Annotated in this window: 20 protein-coding genes; 16 read left to right on the top strand and 4 right to left on the bottom strand. The window is 65.7% G+C overall.

Annotated elements, in window-relative coordinates:
• Nucleotides 1–18: 18 nt before the first annotated feature.
• Nucleotides 19–1074, top strand: a complete 1056-nt coding sequence (locus E3O39_RS12145) for an L-idonate 5-dehydrogenase (protein ID WP_134448466.1) — start codon at nt 19–21, stop codon at nt 1072–1074.
• Between the two features lie 6 nt (nt 1075–1080).
• Entirely contained in the window at nt 1081–1611 is a 531-nt protein-coding gene (locus E3O39_RS12140; protein WP_134448464.1) for a gluconokinase, read from the top strand.
• 24 nt (nt 1612–1635) lie between these two features.
• Here the strand turns inward: E3O39_RS12140 and E3O39_RS12135 are convergent, their stop codons facing one another.
• Nucleotides 1636–2508 (bottom strand): NAD(P)-dependent oxidoreductase, encoded by an 873-nt coding sequence (locus E3O39_RS12135; RefSeq protein ID WP_347233245.1) that lies wholly within the window; start codon nt 2506–2508, stop codon nt 1636–1638.
• Between the two features lie 175 nt (nt 2509–2683).
• Here E3O39_RS12135 and E3O39_RS12130 point away from each other — a divergent pair, with 175 nt between their 5' ends.
• From E3O39_RS12130 to E3O39_RS12095, 8 genes are all read left to right on the top strand, one after another.
• A complete protein-coding gene (locus E3O39_RS12130) occupies nt 2684–3475 on the top strand; it encodes an IclR family transcriptional regulator (protein ID WP_134448460.1) in 792 nt (263 codons plus the stop codon).
• 229 nt (nt 3476–3704) lie between these two features.
• Nucleotides 3705–5033: an MFS transporter gene (locus E3O39_RS12125; RefSeq protein ID WP_241975193.1), complete on the top strand. Its 1329-nt coding sequence runs from the start codon at nt 3705–3707 to the stop codon at nt 5031–5033.
• Nucleotides 5034–5074: 41 nt separating this feature from the next.
• Complete coding sequence (locus tag E3O39_RS12120; protein ID WP_134448456.1) at nt 5075–5812, top strand: fumarylacetoacetate hydrolase family protein; 738 nt, start codon at nt 5075–5077, stop codon at nt 5810–5812.
• A gap of 126 nt (nt 5813–5938) precedes the next feature.
• Nucleotides 5939–6661 carry a TetR family transcriptional regulator gene (locus E3O39_RS12115; protein ID WP_134448454.1) on the top strand — a complete coding sequence of 241 codons (723 nt, stop codon included), beginning with the start codon at nt 5939–5941 and terminating at the stop codon, nt 6659–6661.
• On the top strand, nt 6658–7716 hold the full coding sequence (locus tag E3O39_RS12110; protein ID WP_134448452.1) for an ABC transporter ATP-binding protein: 1059 nt from the start codon (nt 6658–6660) through the stop codon (nt 7714–7716). Before E3O39_RS12115 ends, E3O39_RS12110 begins: the two co-directional genes overlap by 4 nt.
• Nucleotides 7713–8540, top strand: a complete 828-nt coding sequence (locus E3O39_RS12105) for an ABC transporter permease subunit (RefSeq protein WP_134448450.1) — start codon at nt 7713–7715, stop codon at nt 8538–8540. Before E3O39_RS12110 ends, E3O39_RS12105 begins: the two co-directional genes overlap by 4 nt.
• Before the next feature lie 64 nt (nt 8541–8604).
• Nucleotides 8605–9492: an NAD(P)-dependent oxidoreductase gene (locus E3O39_RS12100; RefSeq protein WP_134448448.1), complete on the top strand. Its 888-nt coding sequence runs from the start codon at nt 8605–8607 to the stop codon at nt 9490–9492.
• A 132-nt stretch (nt 9493–9624) separates the two neighbouring features.
• Nucleotides 9625–10467 (top strand): fructose-bisphosphatase class II family protein, encoded by an 843-nt coding sequence (locus tag E3O39_RS12095; protein ID WP_241975195.1) that lies wholly within the window; start codon nt 9625–9627, stop codon nt 10465–10467.
• 112 nt (nt 10468–10579) lie between these two features.
• Here E3O39_RS12095 and E3O39_RS12090 read toward each other — a convergent pair whose 3' ends face one another.
• Together E3O39_RS12090 and E3O39_RS12085 are read right to left on the bottom strand one after the other, a co-directional pair.
• On the bottom strand, nt 10580–11371 hold the full coding sequence (locus E3O39_RS12090) for a ferredoxin reductase (RefSeq protein WP_241975196.1): 792 nt from the start codon (nt 11369–11371) through the stop codon (nt 10580–10582).
• The gene (locus E3O39_RS12085; RefSeq protein ID WP_134448446.1) at nt 11368–11961 is read right to left on the bottom strand and encodes a sulfite oxidase-like oxidoreductase; all 594 of its coding nucleotides are present in this window, start codon (nt 11959–11961) and stop codon (nt 11368–11370) included. The genes E3O39_RS12090 and E3O39_RS12085 overlap by 4 nt, the downstream gene beginning before the upstream one ends.
• A gap of 87 nt (nt 11962–12048) precedes the next feature.
• Between E3O39_RS12085 and E3O39_RS12080 the strand changes: the two genes are divergently transcribed.
• Nucleotides 12049–12750 (top strand): SOS response-associated peptidase, encoded by a 702-nt coding sequence (locus tag E3O39_RS12080; protein WP_134448444.1) that lies wholly within the window; start codon nt 12049–12051, stop codon nt 12748–12750.
• A gap of 52 nt (nt 12751–12802) precedes the next feature.
• On the top strand, nt 12803–13666 hold the full coding sequence (locus tag E3O39_RS12075; protein ID WP_134448442.1) for a Sir2 family NAD-dependent protein deacetylase: 864 nt from the start codon (nt 12803–12805) through the stop codon (nt 13664–13666).
• Nucleotides 13667–13728: 62 nt separating this feature from the next.
• On the opposite strand, the gene E3O39_RS12070 is transcribed toward E3O39_RS12075, so the two are convergent.
• The gene (locus tag E3O39_RS12070) at nt 13729–14598 is read right to left on the bottom strand and encodes a DeoR/GlpR family DNA-binding transcription regulator (RefSeq protein ID WP_134448440.1); all 870 of its coding nucleotides are present in this window, start codon (nt 14596–14598) and stop codon (nt 13729–13731) included.
• A gap of 270 nt (nt 14599–14868) precedes the next feature.
• Between E3O39_RS12070 and E3O39_RS12065 the strand changes: the two genes are divergently transcribed.
• From E3O39_RS12065 to E3O39_RS12050, 4 genes are all read left to right on the top strand, one after another.
• Nucleotides 14869–16161 (top strand): sugar ABC transporter substrate-binding protein, encoded by a 1293-nt coding sequence (locus E3O39_RS12065; RefSeq protein ID WP_198413433.1) that lies wholly within the window; start codon nt 14869–14871, stop codon nt 16159–16161.
• An 84-nt stretch (nt 16162–16245) separates the two neighbouring features.
• Entirely contained in the window at nt 16246–17166 is a 921-nt protein-coding gene (locus E3O39_RS12060; protein ID WP_241985061.1) for a carbohydrate ABC transporter permease, read from the top strand.
• A 1-nt stretch (nt 17167) separates the two neighbouring features.
• Entirely contained in the window at nt 17168–18013 is an 846-nt protein-coding gene (locus tag E3O39_RS12055) for a carbohydrate ABC transporter permease (RefSeq protein WP_134448438.1), read from the top strand.
• 51 nt (nt 18014–18064) lie between these two features.
• Nucleotides 18065–18925, top strand: a complete 861-nt coding sequence (locus E3O39_RS12050; protein ID WP_134448436.1) for a ketose-bisphosphate aldolase — start codon at nt 18065–18067, stop codon at nt 18923–18925.
• The last annotated feature ends 3 nt before the right edge of the window (nt 18926–18928 follow it).

The following is an 18928-nucleotide window of genomic DNA, read 5'->3' as shown; positions in this document are numbered from 1 at the left end:
AGGACAGAGGAGTCCAACATGTCGAATATTCACACCGGCGTTCTCGGCGTTGTCGCCCACGCCAAGGGAGACCTTCGGGTCGAGGTCATCGGAGAGCCGCGGCCTGAGGCTGATGAGGCCGTCGTTGAGGTCGCCTTCGGTGGCATTTGCGGATCAGACCTGCACTACTGGCTCGATGGGGCGGCCGGAGAATCCATTCTCCGAGAGCCGCTTCTGCTCGGGCATGAAATCGTCGGAACGGTCGTCACGTCGGCCGCGGACGGATCCGGACCCGTTGCCGGGACCCGTGTCGCGGTACACCCCCTGACGCCGGGGCCGGGTGATGGCAGTCGCTATCCGATCGAGCGGCCGAATCTTGCACCGGGCGGGACCTATCTCGGCAGTGCTGCCCGGTTCCCGCACCGGTCGGGTGCATTTGCCAGGCGGGTCGCGCTGCCCAGCCGGATGCTGCGGAAACTCCCGAAGGGGCTGTCGCTTCGCGACGCCGCTCTCGTGGAACCGGCCGCCGTTGCGTGGCACGCCGTTGGGCGAGCAGGCGAGGTGCGCGGCAGACGAGCTCTCGTTGTCGGGTGCGGTCCGATCGGGTCGCTCGTGATCGCCGTGCTGCGGCACCATGGCGCAGCGGAGATCATCGCGGTCGACACGGTCGAGCCGCCCCTGTCGAGGGCGCGCCTGCTCGGTGCGACCCAAACGCTCCTCGCCACCGATGCGGACGCGATTGCGCGCGTCGACGCCGATATCGTGATCGAGTCGTCCGGCAACTACCGGGGACTCGAATCGGCGGTGCGCGGTGCCACCCGTGGAGGACGCATCGTGATGGTCGGACTGCTGCCGTCTGGCGAGCAGCCGGCCCTGATCTCGCTGGCGATCGTCCGCGAGCTGGAACTCGTCGGATCGTTCCGGTTCAATGACGAGATCGACGAGGTCGTGGCCGCTCTCGCCGACGGCTCCCTCGACGTCGGCGGAATCGTGACCCAGGTCTTCCCCGTTGGTGAGGCCGCTGCGGCCTTCGAAATCGCCCGTGACCCCGCTGCATCCGGCAAGGTCTTACTCAGCTTCGAAGAACGGGACTAGAACGCCATGATCAACTCCGTCCAACATCCGCTTGTCGTCGTGATGGGAGTGTGCGGTGCGGGCAAGTCGACAGTCGGTGAACAGCTTTCGCGGGCCATCGGCGAGTCGTTCATCGACAGCGACGTGCTCCACCCCGCGGCCAATATCGCCAAAATGGCCGCAGGCCGTCCCCTCGACGACGCGGACCGGATGCCGTGGCTCTCGCTCGTCGGCGGCGCCCTTTCCGCCGCGCGAGCCGATGGCCAGGGGCTCGTCATTGCATGCTCCGCGCTCAAACGGAGCTATCGGGACGCGATTCGTGCCGAGGCGCCTGGAACGTACTTCGTGCACCTTTCTGGTACTCCTGAATTACTGGCGGCGCGCCTCCGCGACCGCGGAGGACATTTCATGCCGCCTGAGCTTTTGGAGTCCCAACTCCGTACTCTTGAGCCGCTCTGCGACACCGAGGAGGGAACCGTCGTCGACATCGCCGCAGGGGTCAGCGAAATTGTTGCCGCTGCGGTCACGTCCCTGCGGGTTCCGGCGGTGTCTCAGTAGCTGCCGAAGCCTCGACCAATGAAATCAAAGACTGCCGACGTATCGGTGGATGACGGCGAGATCCTGGTCTCCGAGGCCCGCTTCGGTCAACCGTAGGAAGGATTCCCGCACGGCGGCCAGGGTCGGGGCCACCGTGCGGGTATCTGCAGCAGCGGCTGCCGCGAAACTCAGGTCCTTGACCATGAATTTGGCCGCCCCTGTTGGCGTGTAGTCGCGCTCGACGAGCCGTCGACCCTTCGTCTCCAGAACGCGGCTGCCCGCATAGCCGCCCTGGAGAAGGTCCAACAGGGCGCCAAGGTCAAGGCCTGAGCGTTCGGCGATCACGCTCGCTTCGGCGATCGCGCTCATTGTCGCAGCGACGATGAGCTGGTTGCAGGCTTTGGCCACGGCGCCGGCTCCAAGTGGCCCCAGTCTCAATGGGGACCCACAGGCGCTGAGGACCGGCAGGACGCGTGCGACGGGTTCGACGTCGCCGCCGACCATGATCGAGAGTGTTCCTGCTTCCGCGCCTTCGGTGCCGCCGCTGACGGGGGCGTCGACAAGAACCATTCGCCCGTGCGTACCGTGACGGAGTCGAGCGTCGACCGTGCGCAGTCCGGCAGCTGAGACCGTGGCCGAGACGACCACGACAAGCTCCGTGGACGCTTCGGCGACGCCGTCTGGCCCGAAAAGAACTTCCTCCACCTGAGGCAAATCGGGAACCATGAGGATGAGGACGTCCGACTGCTCCGCGAGTTCGCGCGGCGTGCCTGCCCATGCCGCTCCGGCTGCCAGTAGCGCCGCAGAACGTTCTCGTGATCGCCCCGTGACCGTGACTTTGCGGATGTGCCTGTCCGGTCCGCTGGCGCGGAGCAGGTTCAGGGCCATGGGCAACCCCATGTTTCCCAGCCCGATCATTCCCACGGATACAGGACCTGATTCGGCGGGGGGCAACGTTGACATTTGAACAGCATACAGAACCGCATTCACCACTGTGGATGGTGGTCGCCCCGTGAAAGTGGGCGACTGGTACCATCGGGGTGTGTTTCGGCTGCCGCCATGCGGCGCAGCGCGGCGCCAAGGAGGAAGCGGAATGAGCGTCATCGAGGTTGAAAAGGGTGCTCAGGCGCCGGCAGTCTTGAAGGCGGTCAGGATCCTCGATCTGCTCGCACTCTCGCCCGGCCGCGCCCGTTCCTTGAGCGATATCGCGCGAGAGTTGGGTATAGCCAAGTCGTCGACGTCCAATCTGTGTGCGTCGCTCGAAGAGGGCGGGCTCATCCGGCGGAGCGGTGGAGGATATCTACTGGGCAGACGCGCGGTCGAGCTCGGAAGCGCTTACCTCGCAGGGTTCGACCAGATTCGGGAGTTCTACCGGATCTGCGAGGAGTCGGAGGTGCTCACCACACAACTTGTGCAGATTGCAATGTTGGACGGAGCCAGGGTCCTCTATCTGGCGGCGTACGAAGGGAGGGAGCGGTTCCCGTTGTCTGCGGGCGTCGGAGATCGCTACCCGTCGTCAGCGACCGCGGTGGGTACGGTACTCCTCGCGGAACTACCACCGGACGAGGTTGAAGCGCTGTACGCGGACCCCAATCGACTCGTGACTTTCACTGATCGTTCAACGAAGGACCTGGAGACGTTGCAGCGGAAGTTGAAGATGACGCGGGAGCGCGGATATGCCATCGATGAGGGTGAGATCCACTTGAGCGTGGTCGGTTTGGCAGTCCTCGTCCCTTCGACGCGAAGCGGAGAACCATCGTTCGGAATCGGTGCGTCGCTGGTGCACCCGAATGATTCGCCGGAGGAGCGGGCGCGCGTCCTGGCGGCTCTTCGGATGGCGGCAGCGGAGCTGACGCGACCGACGATTGTTCCTGTCGAAAAATAATCGTTCAGAATGCCGAACTCTGTTCAGCCGGGTGTAGCATCATTCCTACGGGCACAGACGCCCGCATCGACGCCTCGACTTGGGTGAATTCCGAGTAATTCATTCGACTCAGGGGTCATCCAATGGAGGGTGAGACATCGTGAGCAGTGAGAATCAACCGGGCGGTTCCAGTGGGGCCTCGGATCCGGATTACGCGGCGAATCTTCGTCGGGCCACTTTGGCATCAAGCGTGGGCAGTGCGCTGGAATATTACGACTTCGCCCTGTACGGGCTCGCGTCGGCCCTGATTTTCAGCAAGGTATTCTTCTCCAACCTCACACCTGCCGTTGCCCTGGTCGCGAGCTTCGCCACCTTTGGGGTGGCCTTCGCCGCACGTCCACTCGGGGGGCTTTTCTTCGGCACGATCGGCGACAAGCTCGGTCGTAAATGGGTTCTACTCACGACGATCGCCATCATGGGTGGCGCATCCACTCTCGTCGGCGTCTTGCCTACCTATGAGCAGGCCGGCCTGTGGGCCCCGGCTCTCCTGGTTTTGCTCCGGCTCTTGCAGGGCTTCGGTGCTGGCGCCGAACAGGCGGGCGCGACGGTCCTTATGGCCGAATACGCACCCGTTCGCCGACGCGGCTTCTTCGCGGCCCTCCCCTTCATTGGGATTCAGGCAGGAACCTTGCTTGCCGCGGGAGTGTTCGTCTACCTCGGCACCCTCCCCACGGAGGTCCTGCTCGCGGGAGTGTGGCGCATTCCCTTCCTCGCCTCCATCCTGCTCATCGGTGTCGCCGTCTTCATCCGGATGCGCCTGCGGGAAAGCCCGACATTCATCACTCTCGAAAAGCAGGATCAGGTTGCCGAGAGTCCCCTCCGCGAGGTTTTCCGCGGCTCATTCCCCTCGGTTCTGCGTGGAATCGGCCTGCGGATGGCGGAGAACGGGGGCTCCTATATCTTCAGCACTCTCGCCGTGAGTTTCGTGGTCACAACCGTTGGAGTCGGCACGTGGATCGGCCCGCTCGCCGTCGCGGTTGGATCGTTGGTCGGGATGGTGACGGTTCCGTTCGCCGGTCACCTCTCTGATCGCTTCGGACGGGTCCCCGTCTACCGGTTCGGCGCGGCGGTCCTTCTGGTGCTTGCCTTCCCCGGCTGGTGGCTGCTGTCGCTCGGAAACCCTGTAATCGTCATCATCGTGATCGCCGTTGCAATCGGCCTCGGAGTCAACACCATGCTCGGCGCGCAGTGCGCGCTCCTTCCTGAAATGTTCGGCAACCAACACCGGTATCTCGGTGTTGCGACGTCACGGGAATTCAGTGCCATCCTTGCCGGCGGGATCGCGCCGGTCCTCGGTGCTTTCCTCATCGGCGCCAGCGGTGGGGCCTGGTGGCCGCTGGCCATCTATGTCTTCATCCTCGCCGCGATCACGTTCGCAACGACTTTCGTGACACCCGAGACCCGCGGCCGTGACCTGACGCTTCTCAACGACGCACTGTTCGACAGCGCGGTTCAGGTTGAGACACGTCCCGAACACATGGTGTCGCACAAGGAATTCCTCGCACGTGTCGGCAGCTGACGCAGCTTCTCTCCTCATTCGACCAAATCAGAAAGCACAGCATGCGGATAGCACGACTCGAAACTCCAGAAGGGCCCCGCTCTGCGGTGGCCGTGGACGATCGTTGGGACTTCATCATCGATCCTTTCGCCCGGGAAATCATCTTCACCGGGGACTCGACACCCATGGACGGTGCCGTGCTCCTTGCCCCGGTGCAACCCGGCCTCGTCGTCGGAATTGCTCATAACCTCACCAACAACAACCACGTCCTGCCCATTCAGGCCTGGCAGAAATCGGCACACACCGTCGCGGGGCCTGGCGACGAGATCCTGGCTCAGCGTGGCGTGGGAACGGTCAACGTCGAAGGAGAACTTGCCGTCGTCATCGGGCGATCGGCTACCGCGCTCACTGTAGAAAACGCCTTCGACTACGTTCTCGGATTCACGGTCGCGAACGACGTGACGAACGTCGATCAGGTGCCCGTCGACGAAAAGAACTTCCAGAGCAAAAGTGGAGTCAACTACACACCGCTCGGCCCCTGGATCGAGACCGAGGTGGCCGACCCCGAGAACGTGAGCACAGAGGTCGCGATCAACGGTGAGGTGCGCGCCCGGTCCGGGTCGTTCAACCTCCCGTCGAGTGTTGCCGCGACACTCGCATACGTGACGCGCTGGCTCACCCTGGAACCCGGGGATGTGATCATGACCGGTGCTCCGAACACCTTTGTCGCCGTTCATCCCGGTGATCGCGTCGACATCACTCTCGAGGGGATCGGAACGCTCAGCAGCACCGTCGGCTGATCGTCAACAGGGAAGTCCCGGAGCCCGGATGCTCGCCCTGCAGGCTGCAGGGCGAGCACCCGGGCTCCGGCATGTCACGCACCGAGGGCCTTGACCCGCACTGAACAAGTGTTTAGCATGTTGAACATGCGTACAGCTCGTCCCTCTCCACCGGAGGACCTCACGGCGCGCGCCTTGATCCGGGATGCCGCGATCGTTCATTTCGCTCAGGACGGCTTCCGCAAATCGAGCCTGCGGGCGATCGCCGCCACCGCCGGCGTGAGCGCGAGCCTCGTCGTGCATCACTTCGGCAGCAAGGAGCGCCTCCGCGGGGAGTGCGATGAATTCGTGATCGGCACCATGCTGGCCGCGGCCCGCGACAAGGCGAGCCCGGCGGGACTCCAGGCCGTGATCCAGGGATACCTCGCGAACCCCGCGGAATACGAGGTCGACGTCGCCTACCTGTCGCGGGCGATCGCGGAGGAGACGGCGGCCGGCCGGACCTTCGTGGACACGATCGTCGACGAGACCGAGGCGATCATCCGGGCCGGAATCGCGGACGGAACCATGAACCCCTCCTCCGACCCGCGCGCGGTGGCGGTCCTGATCGCGACGACGAGCCTGGCGATGATGACGATGAGCGCACACCTCGCCCGGTCGCTCGGCTTCGAGGGCCTGGGTCTCGGCCAGGAGACGATGCGGCGGCTCGCGCTGCCGTCGGTCGAGCTGTACACCCACGGGCTCTACACCGACGAGACCGTGCTGAACGTCACCCGGAAGGCGCTCGCGGCAACGCCGGAGCCCGCTGCGGCACCCCCGGCAGAGCCCATGCCGGCCCAGGAATACCCCAGTCGAGAGGACACCCGATGAGTCACGTCGAAACAGCGAGCTGGCCACATCCCGGGGCGTCGTCCCCGCCCACGGATGCCGCGATCCAGGCCGTCGAGATCACCAAGCGCTTCGGCAGCACCCAGGCCCTCCATGGTGTGACCTTCACGGTTCCCCGCGGCAGCGTCTTCGGCGTGATCGGCCCCAACGGAGCGGGCAAGACCACGACCATGCGCGCCCTGCTCGACATCATCCGGCCGAGCTCCGGGCACGCGACCGTTCTCGGCACCGACTCGCGCAACGCCGGCCCCGAGTTGCGCCGGCGGATCGGCTTCCTGCCCGGAGAACTCATCCTCGAGGGCCGCATCACCGGACGAAAGCTCGTGCAGCACTACGCCGACATCTCCGGTCCCGTCCGCACCGGGCACATCGAAGAACTCGCCGAACGGTTCCATCTCGACCTCGCACAGCCGGTGCGCAAGCTCTCCCGCGGCAACAAGCAGAAGCTCGGCATCGTGCAGGCGTTCATGCACGAGCCGGAACTCCTCGTGCTCGACGAACCGACGAGCGGGCTCGACCCCCTGATGCAGCAGGAGTTCCTGCTGCTCGTCAAGGAGGCCCGCGACGCCGGCCAGACCGTATTCCTGTCCTCGCATGTGATCAGCGAGATCCAGCAGGCCGCCGACGAGGTCGCGATCCTCCGGGACGGGCGCATCATCACCGTCGCGAGTGTCGAGGCACTGCGCCAAACGGCCGTGCGTCACTTGCGGATGACGGCCACCGGCATCCGCCCCGCCGACCTCTCCGAGCGGCTGGGCCGGCTCGACGGCATGGCCGGGCTCGTCTGCATGGCCGTCACCAGCCCCGCTGGGGCCGCAGCCACCGAGGCGACCGCAACCCTCGAGGGTGCGATCCAGCCCTTCATCCAGGCCGTCTCCACGCTCGACCTCACGGATCTCGTTCTCGAGGAACCCGACCTCGAGGAATCCGTGCTCGCGCTCTACACCGCGCCGGAGGATTCTGCAGAGTCGCACAGGGCCTCCCGGGCGACCCGAACCGCCCGCGGGTCCCGAGCGGAAAGGAAGGAACCGAAATGACCGCGTCCACGGAGACGGATGTCCGCCGTGCGCCCCTGCCGATCTTCGGCAAGGCATTCGCAGACGGCCGGCGAGCCCTGCTCGGCTGGGGAATCGGCATCGCGGCGGCGATCTTCCTCTACCTGCCGCTCTACCCGAGCATGATCGGCACGTCCGAGATGCAGAAGCTCATCGACTCGCTGCCGCGGGCCCTGATCCGTACCCTCAATTACGACCAGATCAGCACCGGGGCCGGCTACACCCAGGCGACGGTCTTCGGCCTGATCGGGTTCCTGCTGATGAGCATCGCCTCGATCGGCTGGGGCGCGGCCATGCTCGGCGGCGACGAGGAATCCGGCCAGCTCGAGCTGACCCTCGCCCACGGCGTCACCCGGGTGCAGGTGGTCGTGGAGCGGTTCGCGGCGCTCGTGCTGAAGGTCCTGTTGATCACCGCCCTGATGTTCGTGCTCATCGCGCTCCTCAACGGCCCGAGCCAGCTCGGCATCGACGTCGGGTACCTGGCCCAGACCTGCCTGCTTTTCGCGGGCCTCGTGCTGCTCTGCGGCAGTGTGGCGATGCTCGGCGGCGCGCTCACGGGCCGCAAGGTGTGGGGCATCGGTGCCGGAGCGTTCGTCGCGGTCGTCGGCTACGTCTTCAACGCCCTCGGCAACCAGAGCGCCGACCTCGAGTGGTTGCACGGGCTCTCGCCCTACTACTGGGCGTTCGGAAACTACCCGATGACGAACGGGGCCCCGCCGCTTGCGCTCCTCGCGTTCTACGGCGGTTCCCTGCTCGTCGCGGCGGTGACGGCACTCGTGCTGCGCCAGCGCGACATTGGCGTCTGAGCGGAGCCGGCAGGCCCCGGCGCGGTAGCGTGAGGCTTTCACCACGTTCAGCAAGGGAGCGCTCATGAAGGTTGTCGTCACCGGTGCCAACGGAAAAGTCGGTCGGGCCGCCGTCCAGGCGCTGCTCGCAGCCGGCCACGACGTGACGGGGGTCGACCTCGCCCGCCCGGTCTTCGAGCGGGCGGTGGAGGGCGCGGCGCGCTACCAGATGGCCGACCTGACGGATGCCGGTGAGGCCTTCGCCGTGATCCGCGGAGCCGACGCTGTCGTGCACACCGCCGCGATCCCGGACCCGACCGCGAATCCCGCCCACGTCGTGTTCCGCACCAACCTGATGGCGACCTTCAACGTTCTCGAGGCCGCCGTCCGCTTCGGCGTGCCGCGCTTCGTGAACATCTCGAGCGAGACGGTGCCGGGATTCCTGTTCGCCGAGCGCGGCTTCCTGCCTGAGTACGCGCCCGTCGACGAGGACCACCCGGCGCACCCGCAGGACCCGTACGCGCTCACCAAACTCTTCGGGGAGCAGCTGATGGATGCCGCCGTCGCACGTTCGGACATCCGGTGCATCTCCCTGCGGCCGAGCTGGGTGCAGAACGAGGACAACTACGAGCAGAACCTCGGGCCGCTCGTGCGCGACGCCGCGTTGGCCAGCGGCAACCTGTGGAGCTACACCGATGCATACGACCTCGCGGACGCCATCGTGCTCGCCGCCGAATCGGAGCTGCCCGGCCATGAGGTGTTCTACATCGCCGCGCCGGACACTGCAGGCGGGCGCGACTTCGCCGCGATCCTGCACGAGCACTATGGCGACACGATCCCGCTGCGGCCCCTCTCCCGCCCGGATGCCTCGGGCATCTCGAGCGCGAAGGCGCAGCGCCTGCTCGGCTGGGCGCCGAAGCGGTCCTGGCGAGACTACCTCGACGCCGACGGCAGGGCGCTGGCGAGCTCGTGACCCGCGTTCGTAACACGGAAGAGTTAGGCTGACGCCATTCCAGTCTCCGGTACACCCGTCCCCGTCCGTCCCTCCGCCGAGCCGGAAATCGAGCCGACGGGCATCCCCCGTGGCTCCGGTTCCGGCGCCGTCGTGCTCGGCGCGCACTCCTATCCCGCCGCCCTCGTCGCCCGCGTGCGTGAGGCGACGGATGCCGCCGCGGCGGCCTGCCTGCCCTGGCTCGGCCGGGGCGACAAGATCGCCATCGACGACGCCGCCGTCACGGCCATGCGGGACGTGCTCGCCGATGCTCCGTTCGAGGGCACCGTCGTCATCGGCGAGGGCGAAAAGGATGCGGCCCCGATGCTGGCCAACGGCGAGGCGCTCGGCCAGGGCGGCGCCCCGCTCTGCGACGTCGCCGTCGACCCGCTCGACGGCACCCGCCTCGCGGCCTCCGGTCTCCCCGGCTCGATCTGCGTGATCGCGCTCGCCCCCCGCGGCACGATGTTCGATCCCGTCGACGTCTTCTACATGGACAAGCTCATCTGCGGCGCGGCCGGCCACGGGGTCGTCGACATCCGCCGCCCGATCGCCGAGAACCTCGCCAGGCTCGCCGCCGTCACCGGGGTCGCCGTGAGCGACCTCGTCGTCGTCGTGCTCGACAAGCCCCGTCACGCGGTGCTCATCGCCGAGATCCTCGCGACCGGCGCCGAGCTCCGGCTCGTCGGAGAGGGCGATATCGTCGCCGCCGTCGCGGCCGCGACCTCAGGAACCGACGTCGACGTCGTCGTCGGCATCGGTGGGACACCCGAGGGCATCATCGCGGCCTGCGCCGTGCGGGCACTCGGCGGATTCATGCAGGGGCGCCTCGCGCCCCAGACGCCCGAGCAGCACGCCGCGGCGCTCGCGGCCGGGCACGACCTCGACCGGGTGCTCGAGCTCGACGACCTCGTCGCGAGCGAGGCTGTGCTGTTCGTCTCGAGCGCCGTCGGCTGAGCCGGCTTAGTCGGAGATTCTCGCGAAACGCCGCTGGGCCGGTCGGCGGATGCGGCGTGTCGCGAAAATCTCCGACTTAGCGCGTGCGCAGGGGCGCGGGGGCGCGGAAACGTCAGGCGCCGTCCGCGCCGCCGTACCGCTCGGTCCGGATCCGGGCGGGATCCCGGCCAGCCCGCACGAGGGCGTCCGCCACGAACTCGACAAAGGGGGTCGCGCCGCACACGAACGTGAGCGCGCTGGTGCCGAGGGTCTGAACGCTCGCCGCGAGGCCGGTGACGTCAAGGCGGCCGGGTGCGTGGGGCCATCCGCTCGGGGCACGCCGGGTGTACACCCAGTCGAGGTCGAAGCGCGGGGAGACCCGGGCGAGCTCCTCGAGTTCGGCGCGGTAGTACGCCATCTCCGGTGAGCGCACCGAGTAGAGCAGGCGGAACGGAGCCGGGTGCGCGGCCGCCTCATGGGCGCGGATCATGGCCATCAGCGGAACGACGCCGGAGCCGCCGGCGATGAGCTGCACCGGCGCGGGTTCCTCCTCCCGCCAGACGAACCAGCCGCCGATCGGTCCGCGGATCTCGAGCCGGTCGCCGACATCGAGGCCGCGCACGAGATACGGCGAGACCTCGCCATCGTCGAGTTCCTCAACGGTGATCTCGAGAACCCCACCCGGTGCGGCCGAGGCGAGCGAGTACGAGCGCACGGCGGTGTAGCCGTCCGGTGCGGTCAGGCGAACGTCGATGTGCTGGCCCGCGACGAGCTCGGGCAGCTGGGGCAGGGCGGCTGAGGCGGGCAGCCGCATCCGGATCGTGCGGGCCGTCGGGGTTTCGGCGTAGGCCTCGACGACCAGGGCGTCGTGCCAGTCCGATGCGTTCCACGTGGAACGGGCGGCGCTCGCCGGGACGTCGCTCACCAGTACCGTTCTTCACGCCAGGGGTCGCCGTGCATGTGGTACCCGTTCTGCTCCCAGAAACCGGGATCGTTGCGGGTCGACAGCTCAATGCTCCGCACCCACTTCGCGCTCTTCCAGAAGTACAGCGCGGGCACGAGCAGCCGGGCAGGGCCGCCGTGCTCCGGCGCCAGCGGGGCGCCGTCGAACTGGTGCGCCACCCAGGCCTTGCCGCCGCGCAGCTCGTCGAGCGGCACATTGGTCGTGTACCCGCCGTAACTGCGGGCCATCGCGAACCCGGCCCCGGTGTCGACGCCCTCGAGCAGCGTGTCGAGGGAGACGCCGCGCCAGCCGGTGCCGAACTTCGACCAGCTCGTCACACAGTGGATGTCGACGGTCACGTCTTCCTGCGGCAGCGCCTGGAACTCGTCCCAGGTCCAGGTGGTCATCAGCCCGGACTCGCTCGTGATGCTGAAGAGCCACTCCTCGGTGGGCACCCGCGGGGTGGGTCCGATCGAGAGTACCGGGAAGTCCGTGACGAGGTGCTGTCCCGGCGGCAGCCCGGGGACGGGTTCGCGGCGACGGCCCATGAAACCGGGCGAAAAGAGACCCATGGCGACTCCTCCAGAGATGCGATTGCCGGATTCGCACAGCCTAGCGGCGCGATTGTTAGGACGCACCTGCCGGAATACCCTGAGCACATGTGCGGACGCTTCGCGATGGACAAGGACACCGACGATCTGATCCAGGAGTTCGTCGCGACCGGCGGCGACTTTCGGGACTGGCGGCCGTCGTACAACATCGCGCCGACCGATCGGGTTCCCGTGGTGCGCGAGTGGGAACACGACGGAACGATCACCCGCGAGGTGGACACGGCGACCTGGGGGCTCACGCCGGCCTGGTCGACCGGCGGCAAACGACCCGCGCCGATCAACGCACGCCTCGAGACCGTTGCCACCAACGGGATGTTCCGCACGGCCTTCGATTCGCGCCGGTGCATCGTCCCGATGACGGGCTACTACGAGTGGGAGGACCTCCCAGACGGCAAGCAGCCGCACTTCATCCACGGCGACGGGCTCCTCGCCGCGGCCGGACTCTACGCGGCGCGCAAGGAGAGTGACGACTCCTGGTCCCACAGCATGACGATCATCACGAGGGAGGCCCGCGACGCTTCGGGCGAGATCCACGACCGGATGCCCGCATTCCTCGAACGGAATGTGTGGGACGAGTGGCTCAGACCGGGGAAGCTCACCGACCCGAATCACCTGCTCGACCTGCTCGACCGAACGTCGATCGCAGTTGCAGCCCAGATCGAGAGCTACCCGGTGTCCCGGCGGGTGAACAGCGTACGGGTGCCCGACGCCGAACGGCAGGACCCGGCACTCATCCGGCCGCTGTCCTGAGGCGCACAATGGAAGGGCGGCCGTCGAATCGGGCCGCAGCTGGAGATACTCCGTGCCCGTCCCGTCCGCCCAACCGGCAGCATCCGTTCTGCACACCCCGCTCGCCCCGAGTCGCGCACTGCTCGCGCGGGCGCAGCGCGTCATCGTGATCGCCGGTGCCGGGATGAGCGCCGACATCGGGACGCCCGTCTACTGGACCGGGGACAACGCGGCATACGGTGACACCGTCTCGCACTACGGCCACACCAACCTCGAGCATTCCTGCGCGCCGCTCTGGCTCGAGGAACCCGACCAGCAGGCCGCGTTCTTCCGCGAGACCTGGCGGGAGATGCGCGAATCGGAGAAACCCTCCCGGCCCGCCGACCCGTACTTCGTGCTCCAGGACTGGCTGGATGCCGCCGCGAAGGACTCCTTCGTGCTCACCTCCAACGTCGATACCGCATTCACCGACCACGGCTTCCCTGCCGAGAAGCTCCTCGAGATCCACGGCGCCTACGATCGCTCCCAGTGCCTGGCCGAACCGGAGGCGCACGGCGTCTTCCCGACCGTCGACCCGACGCTTGCCACCACCTCCTGTCCCACCTGCGGGAGCCTGGCCCGGCCGAACGTGCTCTTCTTCGACGACTACTGGTTCAACAACGCCGCGAACGAACTCCAGGAGGACGACTTCCTCGACTACCAGCGCCCCCTCGCAGCGGAGGACCCCGGCAGCACGGTCATCCTCGAGATCGGGGTCGGCCTCACCGTGATGAACCTGCGCAACCTGACCTGGGACCTGCACTCCCGGTACGACGTCCCGATCGTGCGCATCAACCCGTTCCACGTCGGCCGCGGCGATGACGTGTCCGCGGGGAACGCGCCGATCTATGAGCACCAGCTCACCGCGCTCGTCGGGCTCCGCGCCCTGCTCGGCTAGCAGGCGGGCACGCTACGGCCTGTCGGGCCTGTCGGGCCGGTCCGCCGAACGAGAGACGAGCCTCAGGGGGCCTGTCGCAGGTCGGGCTTGTCCGGTGAGCCGGGCGGCGGAGTCAGCACTTCCACATTGCTCTTCCGGAAGGCCTTGGCCAGGTCGGGCGGCGGGGCCTGGTCCGTGATGAAGTAGTCAGCCCGGCCCAGCTCGGCGACCTGGGCGAAAAGCTGACGCCCGAATTTCGTTGAGTCCGCGAGGATCGCGACGCGCGAAGCCCGGGCGACCATCTCGCTCATCATGACCGCCTCGGCGAGGTTGCTCGTCGAGTATCCGCCATCGGCGGAGACGGCCCCCACTGAAATCAGGGCCAGGTCGCAGCGCACATCGAGGTCATTCCCGCTACCCGCGAACTGAAACCCGACGGGTCCGATGGTCGACTGGCCGCTGAGGCGCACGGCGCCGCCGAAGACATAGAGGTCACGACAGACATCCGGTGGCATCTCGATCGGAATACGGAGGTTGTTGGTGGCCACCGTCAGGTTGCGGTGCTTGTCCAGGTGGCGCACCGCTGCCAGCGTCGTCGTGCCGGCGTTGATCATGATGACGGAGCCGTCCTGCACGAGTCCGGCCGCCAGGGCGCCGATCTTGTCCTTCGCGGATGTCTGCAACCGCAACCGGAGGTCAAGTTTCTTCTCCGTCGTTTCCATGACCGATTGGCTGACCGCTCCGCCGTGGGTCCTGACCAGTACCCCGTCGGCATCGAGCTGGTCGAGGTCCCTTCGGATGGTGTCGGCCGAGACTCCGAAGTGCTCCGCGAGAGCCCCGACCGTGACCTGACCTGCTTCTGACACGTACAGGGCGAGATCGGCCTTGCGTCCCGCGGGCAGGCGGGCGGCCTGATCGGGCCGGTTCGAACGCGGGGTCGGGGAAGGGGACATGCCTGATATTAGCATTTTCTTGCATTTTCGTTCCGTGCTTTGTCGATTTCATCGGGCCAATTCCGGAGTTTCACGCATGACCCTGCATGCATGAGTGACTCCCACTTGGTCGGCTCGACCGGTGAATCCGGCGAAATCAGAGTGTTGGCGCGTACAAATTGGTGCTTTTGTATGCTTGACGATCGGCAATTCACTCCGCTACTATCATGCAACAAGGCGCAGAAAAGCGCATACAACAGCAGAACACAGCAAAACTTGGAATGGAGAACCATGAATAGCAAAGGCGCTATGGTCCGGAGGGCTGTCGTCCCTCTTGTCGTCGCAGGAATGGCCGTCACCCTCATCACCGGGTGCAGCACCAGTAGTTCGGTCACCGCGACTGCGGATCCGAACGAGAAGGTCACGCTGGAGTTTTCCCAGTGGTGGGAGCCGGAACTGCCCGCTGGTGCACTGCGCACCCTGATGGACGAATTTCAGACGGAGAACCCGAACATTACGGTCAAGCTGCTCAGCGCGCCGTACGCGGCAACCAAGGACCAGACGGTTGCCGGCGCGGCCTCGGGAGTCATGTCCGACGTTGTGGGACTTGACGGGGCCTGGGTGAGCGACTTCGCCAAGCAGGGCGCGCTCGCCGACCTCTCCCAGCTGATGAAGGACGCCGGGTACGACGAGAGCCAGCTGGCCAGCCAGGTCAAGATCAAGGACTCGACCTTCATGATCCCGGTGCTCAACTTCGTCTATCCCATGTTCACCAACGACGATCTGTTGGCCAAGGCCGGCGTCACGGCACCGCCCACCAACCGCACCGAGTTCACCGCGGCGGCCGAAGCTGTCACCAAGACCGGGGACGCCAAGGGTTGGGTCCTCCCGCTTTCCCTCCAGGCGCCGAACGGAATCCAGAATGACGTCATGTCCTGGGCGTGGGCATCCGGTGGCAGCATGCTCAAGAACGGAGCCCCGGACCTCACGAACGCCGCGGTGAAGAGCGCGACCAATTACGTGAAGGACCTCTGGGACAAGGGCGTCATCGCCCCCGGTTCCCTCACCATGACGGAACAGGACAAGGTGGAGGAATTCACCAACGGCCGGGTCGGCATGATGATCGACTCCCTGTCGCACGTCACGAGCATCCGGGAAAAGAACCCGAACCTCAAGTTCAGCATTTCCGCCATTCCCGCGGCGGACGGTTTCACCGGCAAGCGCGGCATCCCATACGCGTCGTGGGGCATCGGTGTCTCCGACACCGGAAAGCACAAGGCGGAGGCCTGGAAGCTCGTGCAGTTCCTGATGAGTGAGAAGACCAACTCCACCCTGTCCACTCTCGCCCACGCCTTCCCCGGGAACACCAGCTCCACTCCGGACTTCACCGGAACCGACCCGCTCTTCAAGACGGCATTCGACATCTACAAGAGCGGCACACCCGTCAACGAGTTCGTCGGCCTCCCGGTCGCGGAACAGCTGATGCGTGACTTTGACGAGCAGTTCCAGGGCGCGCTGACCGGAACCCAGTCTGTCGACGACATGCTGACCAAAGCCCAGGGGGCCTGGACCGCGAAGTTCTAGCCAGTCGGAGACAACTCAGCCTCGCGTGGCCGCGTCAGGACTCGTGCCTGACGCGGCCACCCAAACTCAAGGAGGGATCACGTCTTGAGAACAACACGCACCACAGGTGCTGAGCGGACTACCGCGGCAAAGTCGCTGACCGGCAGGCTCACGCCGTACGGATTCATCTCCCCGACGGCGGCCCTGCTCTTCATCCTCATGTTCATCCCGATCGCCATGGTCATGGGCTACTCCGTCATGGACAACGTCATCACCAACAAGCATCCGGAGTTCGTCGGGCTGGACAACTACGTCAAGGTCCTCACCAACGGCGTCTTGCCGACTGCCGTACTCAATACGGCGATCTTCACCATCGTCAGCGTGATCGCACACCTCGTGCTCGGCCTGTTGTTCGCGATGATGCTCAATACGAAACTGCTCAGCAATCTCACCACCGGGCTCTTCCGGGTGATCTACGTGCTGCCCTGGCTGTTCACGGTCGCCATCATCGCCATCCTCTGGCGGCTCCTGCTCAACCCGAACGGCGTTATCAACTATGTTCTGGTCGGCCTCGGGATCACTCCCACCGGCATCGAGTGGCTGTCGACACCGGGAACGGCGCTTCTGGCCGTCACGTTCATCAACATCTGGGCCGGGTACCCGTTCTACATGGTCAGCCTCCTGGCCGGCCTGCAGGGAATTCCGACGGACCTCTATGAAGCAGCAAAGGTGGACGGGGCTTCAGCGCTCCAGCAGTTCTGGCACATGACCCTGCCCCAGCTCAAACCCATCATCATCAGCATGTCCCTGCTCGACGTCATCTGGACGTCGCAGCAGTTCGCGCTGATCTGGATGACCACCGGCGGCGGGCCCATCAACGCAACGGAGATGCTGAGCACATTCACGTACAAGCTGGCCTTCAGCAACTACGAGTTCTCCCAGGCCTCCGCGAGTGCCGTCCTGCTCCTGGTCGTGTCGACAGTCCTCGCATACGTCTATGCCCGATACCAGAAAGCGCGGGAGTGATATGGCTGCGACCCAAAGACGCGTTCGCCTGGTGAAGAAGGCCGGGCTGTTCATCGGCCTGCTGATCGGCGCCGTGTTCGCCGGATTCCCGGTGGTATGGATGGCGTCGAGCTCGTTCAAGTCGAATACCGAGATCTTCGCCTCGCCGCCGAAACTGATCACGGACAACTTCTCCTGGGATGCGTACACGTCGATCCTGACCGACCCCACCAAGGTGCGGTTCTTCATCAACAGTTACGTGGTGTCCCTGTCCGTGACGGTGCTCACGCTCCTCATCGCCATCCTGGCGGCGTATGCCTTCAGCCGGTTCGAGTTCCGCTTCAAGAAACCCCTGAACATGATCATCGTGAGCGTGCAGGGCGTCCCGCCCATCACACTCCTCATTCCGTACTTCGGATTGATGGTGACTCTGGGCCTGTACAACACCTACCTGGGCCTGATCCTCACCTACATGGTGTTCACGCTGCCCTACGCGATCATCATGATGACCGGCTACTTCAACACCCTGCCCAAGGAACTGGACGAGGCAGCCCGGGTCGATGGGGCGAGTGCGATGGGAGCGCTCTGGCGCATCCTCGTGCCGATATCCATCCCGGGCATCGTCTCGGTGGGTATCTACACCTTCATGATCTCGTGGAACGAGTTCCTCTTCGCGCTGACCCTGACTCGCACCCAGGACATGCGTACCGTGCCCATCGGCATCCAGTTGCTCATGGGCCAGAACTCCTACGAGTGGAACCAGATGATGGCGATGAGCATCCTCGGGTGCATCCCGGTCCTGCTCCTCTTCCTCTTCTTCCAACGCTTCTTCATCGGCGGCATGACTGCAGGAGCGGTCAAGAACTAGCCGCGTCTGCCTTTTCCCTCTCGTCTCACCCCAACCAAGGAGAACCACCGCATGTTAATGAATGGAATCGACCTTCTGGCCGTCGCGAATGCGAACGACTTCGCTGTCCCGGCGTTCAACGTCAGCGACTACGCGATGATGAACGGCCTCTTCGAGATCAGCGAGGAGAAGAATTCCCCGCTGATCATTGCGATCCACCCGGACGAACTGAGCCACATCGGCGTCGACATGCTTCCCGCGATCATTGCGCGCGCTCACCGCTCGACCGTACCCGTCACCATCCACCTGGACCACGGGGCGACCTACGAGCAGGTGCTCGTGGCCATCCAGAGCGGCTTCACATCCGTCATGATCGACGGATCGCTGCTCCCGTTCGCCGACAACGTGGCGATCACGAAGCGGGTCGTCGATGCCGCGCACGCCGTGGGCATCTCGGTCGAGGGTGAGCTCGGCACGATCGGCAAGACGGACAGCGAGGCCGAAGACGGCACGGCGACCATCATCTTCACCGATCCCGACGACGCGGTGAAGTTCATCGCATCCACCGGCGTGGACAGCCTGGCCATTGCCATCGGCACGAGCCACGGCATCTATCCCGCAGGCATGAAGCCAGAGCTCAGGCTGGACCTGCTCCGCGAGATCACCGGCAAGGTCGGCATCCCCCTGGTCCTTCATGGCGGATCCAACAACCCGGACCAGGAAATCGGGGAGGCCGTGCGGCTGGGAATCAATAAGATCAATATCTCGAGCGACATCAAATCGTCGTACCACTCCAAGATGCGGGAGGTTCTTGCCGACCCGGGTGTGCGGGAGCCGAACACGATCCAGCCGCCGTGCGTCGCCGCCATGAAGATCACCGCGGCGCAGAAGATCGACCTGTTCAATGCGGCCGGAAAAGCAGCACTCTACTAATCG

Source organism: Cryobacterium sp. MDB2-A-1, assembly GCF_004402675.1.
In the GTDB taxonomy this organism is placed as follows: Bacteria; Actinomycetota; Actinomycetes; order Actinomycetales; family Microbacteriaceae; genus Cryobacterium; species Cryobacterium glucosi.
Note: the sequence above shows the minus strand (reverse complement) of the source record. Positions and strands in the feature narration are given on the sequence as shown.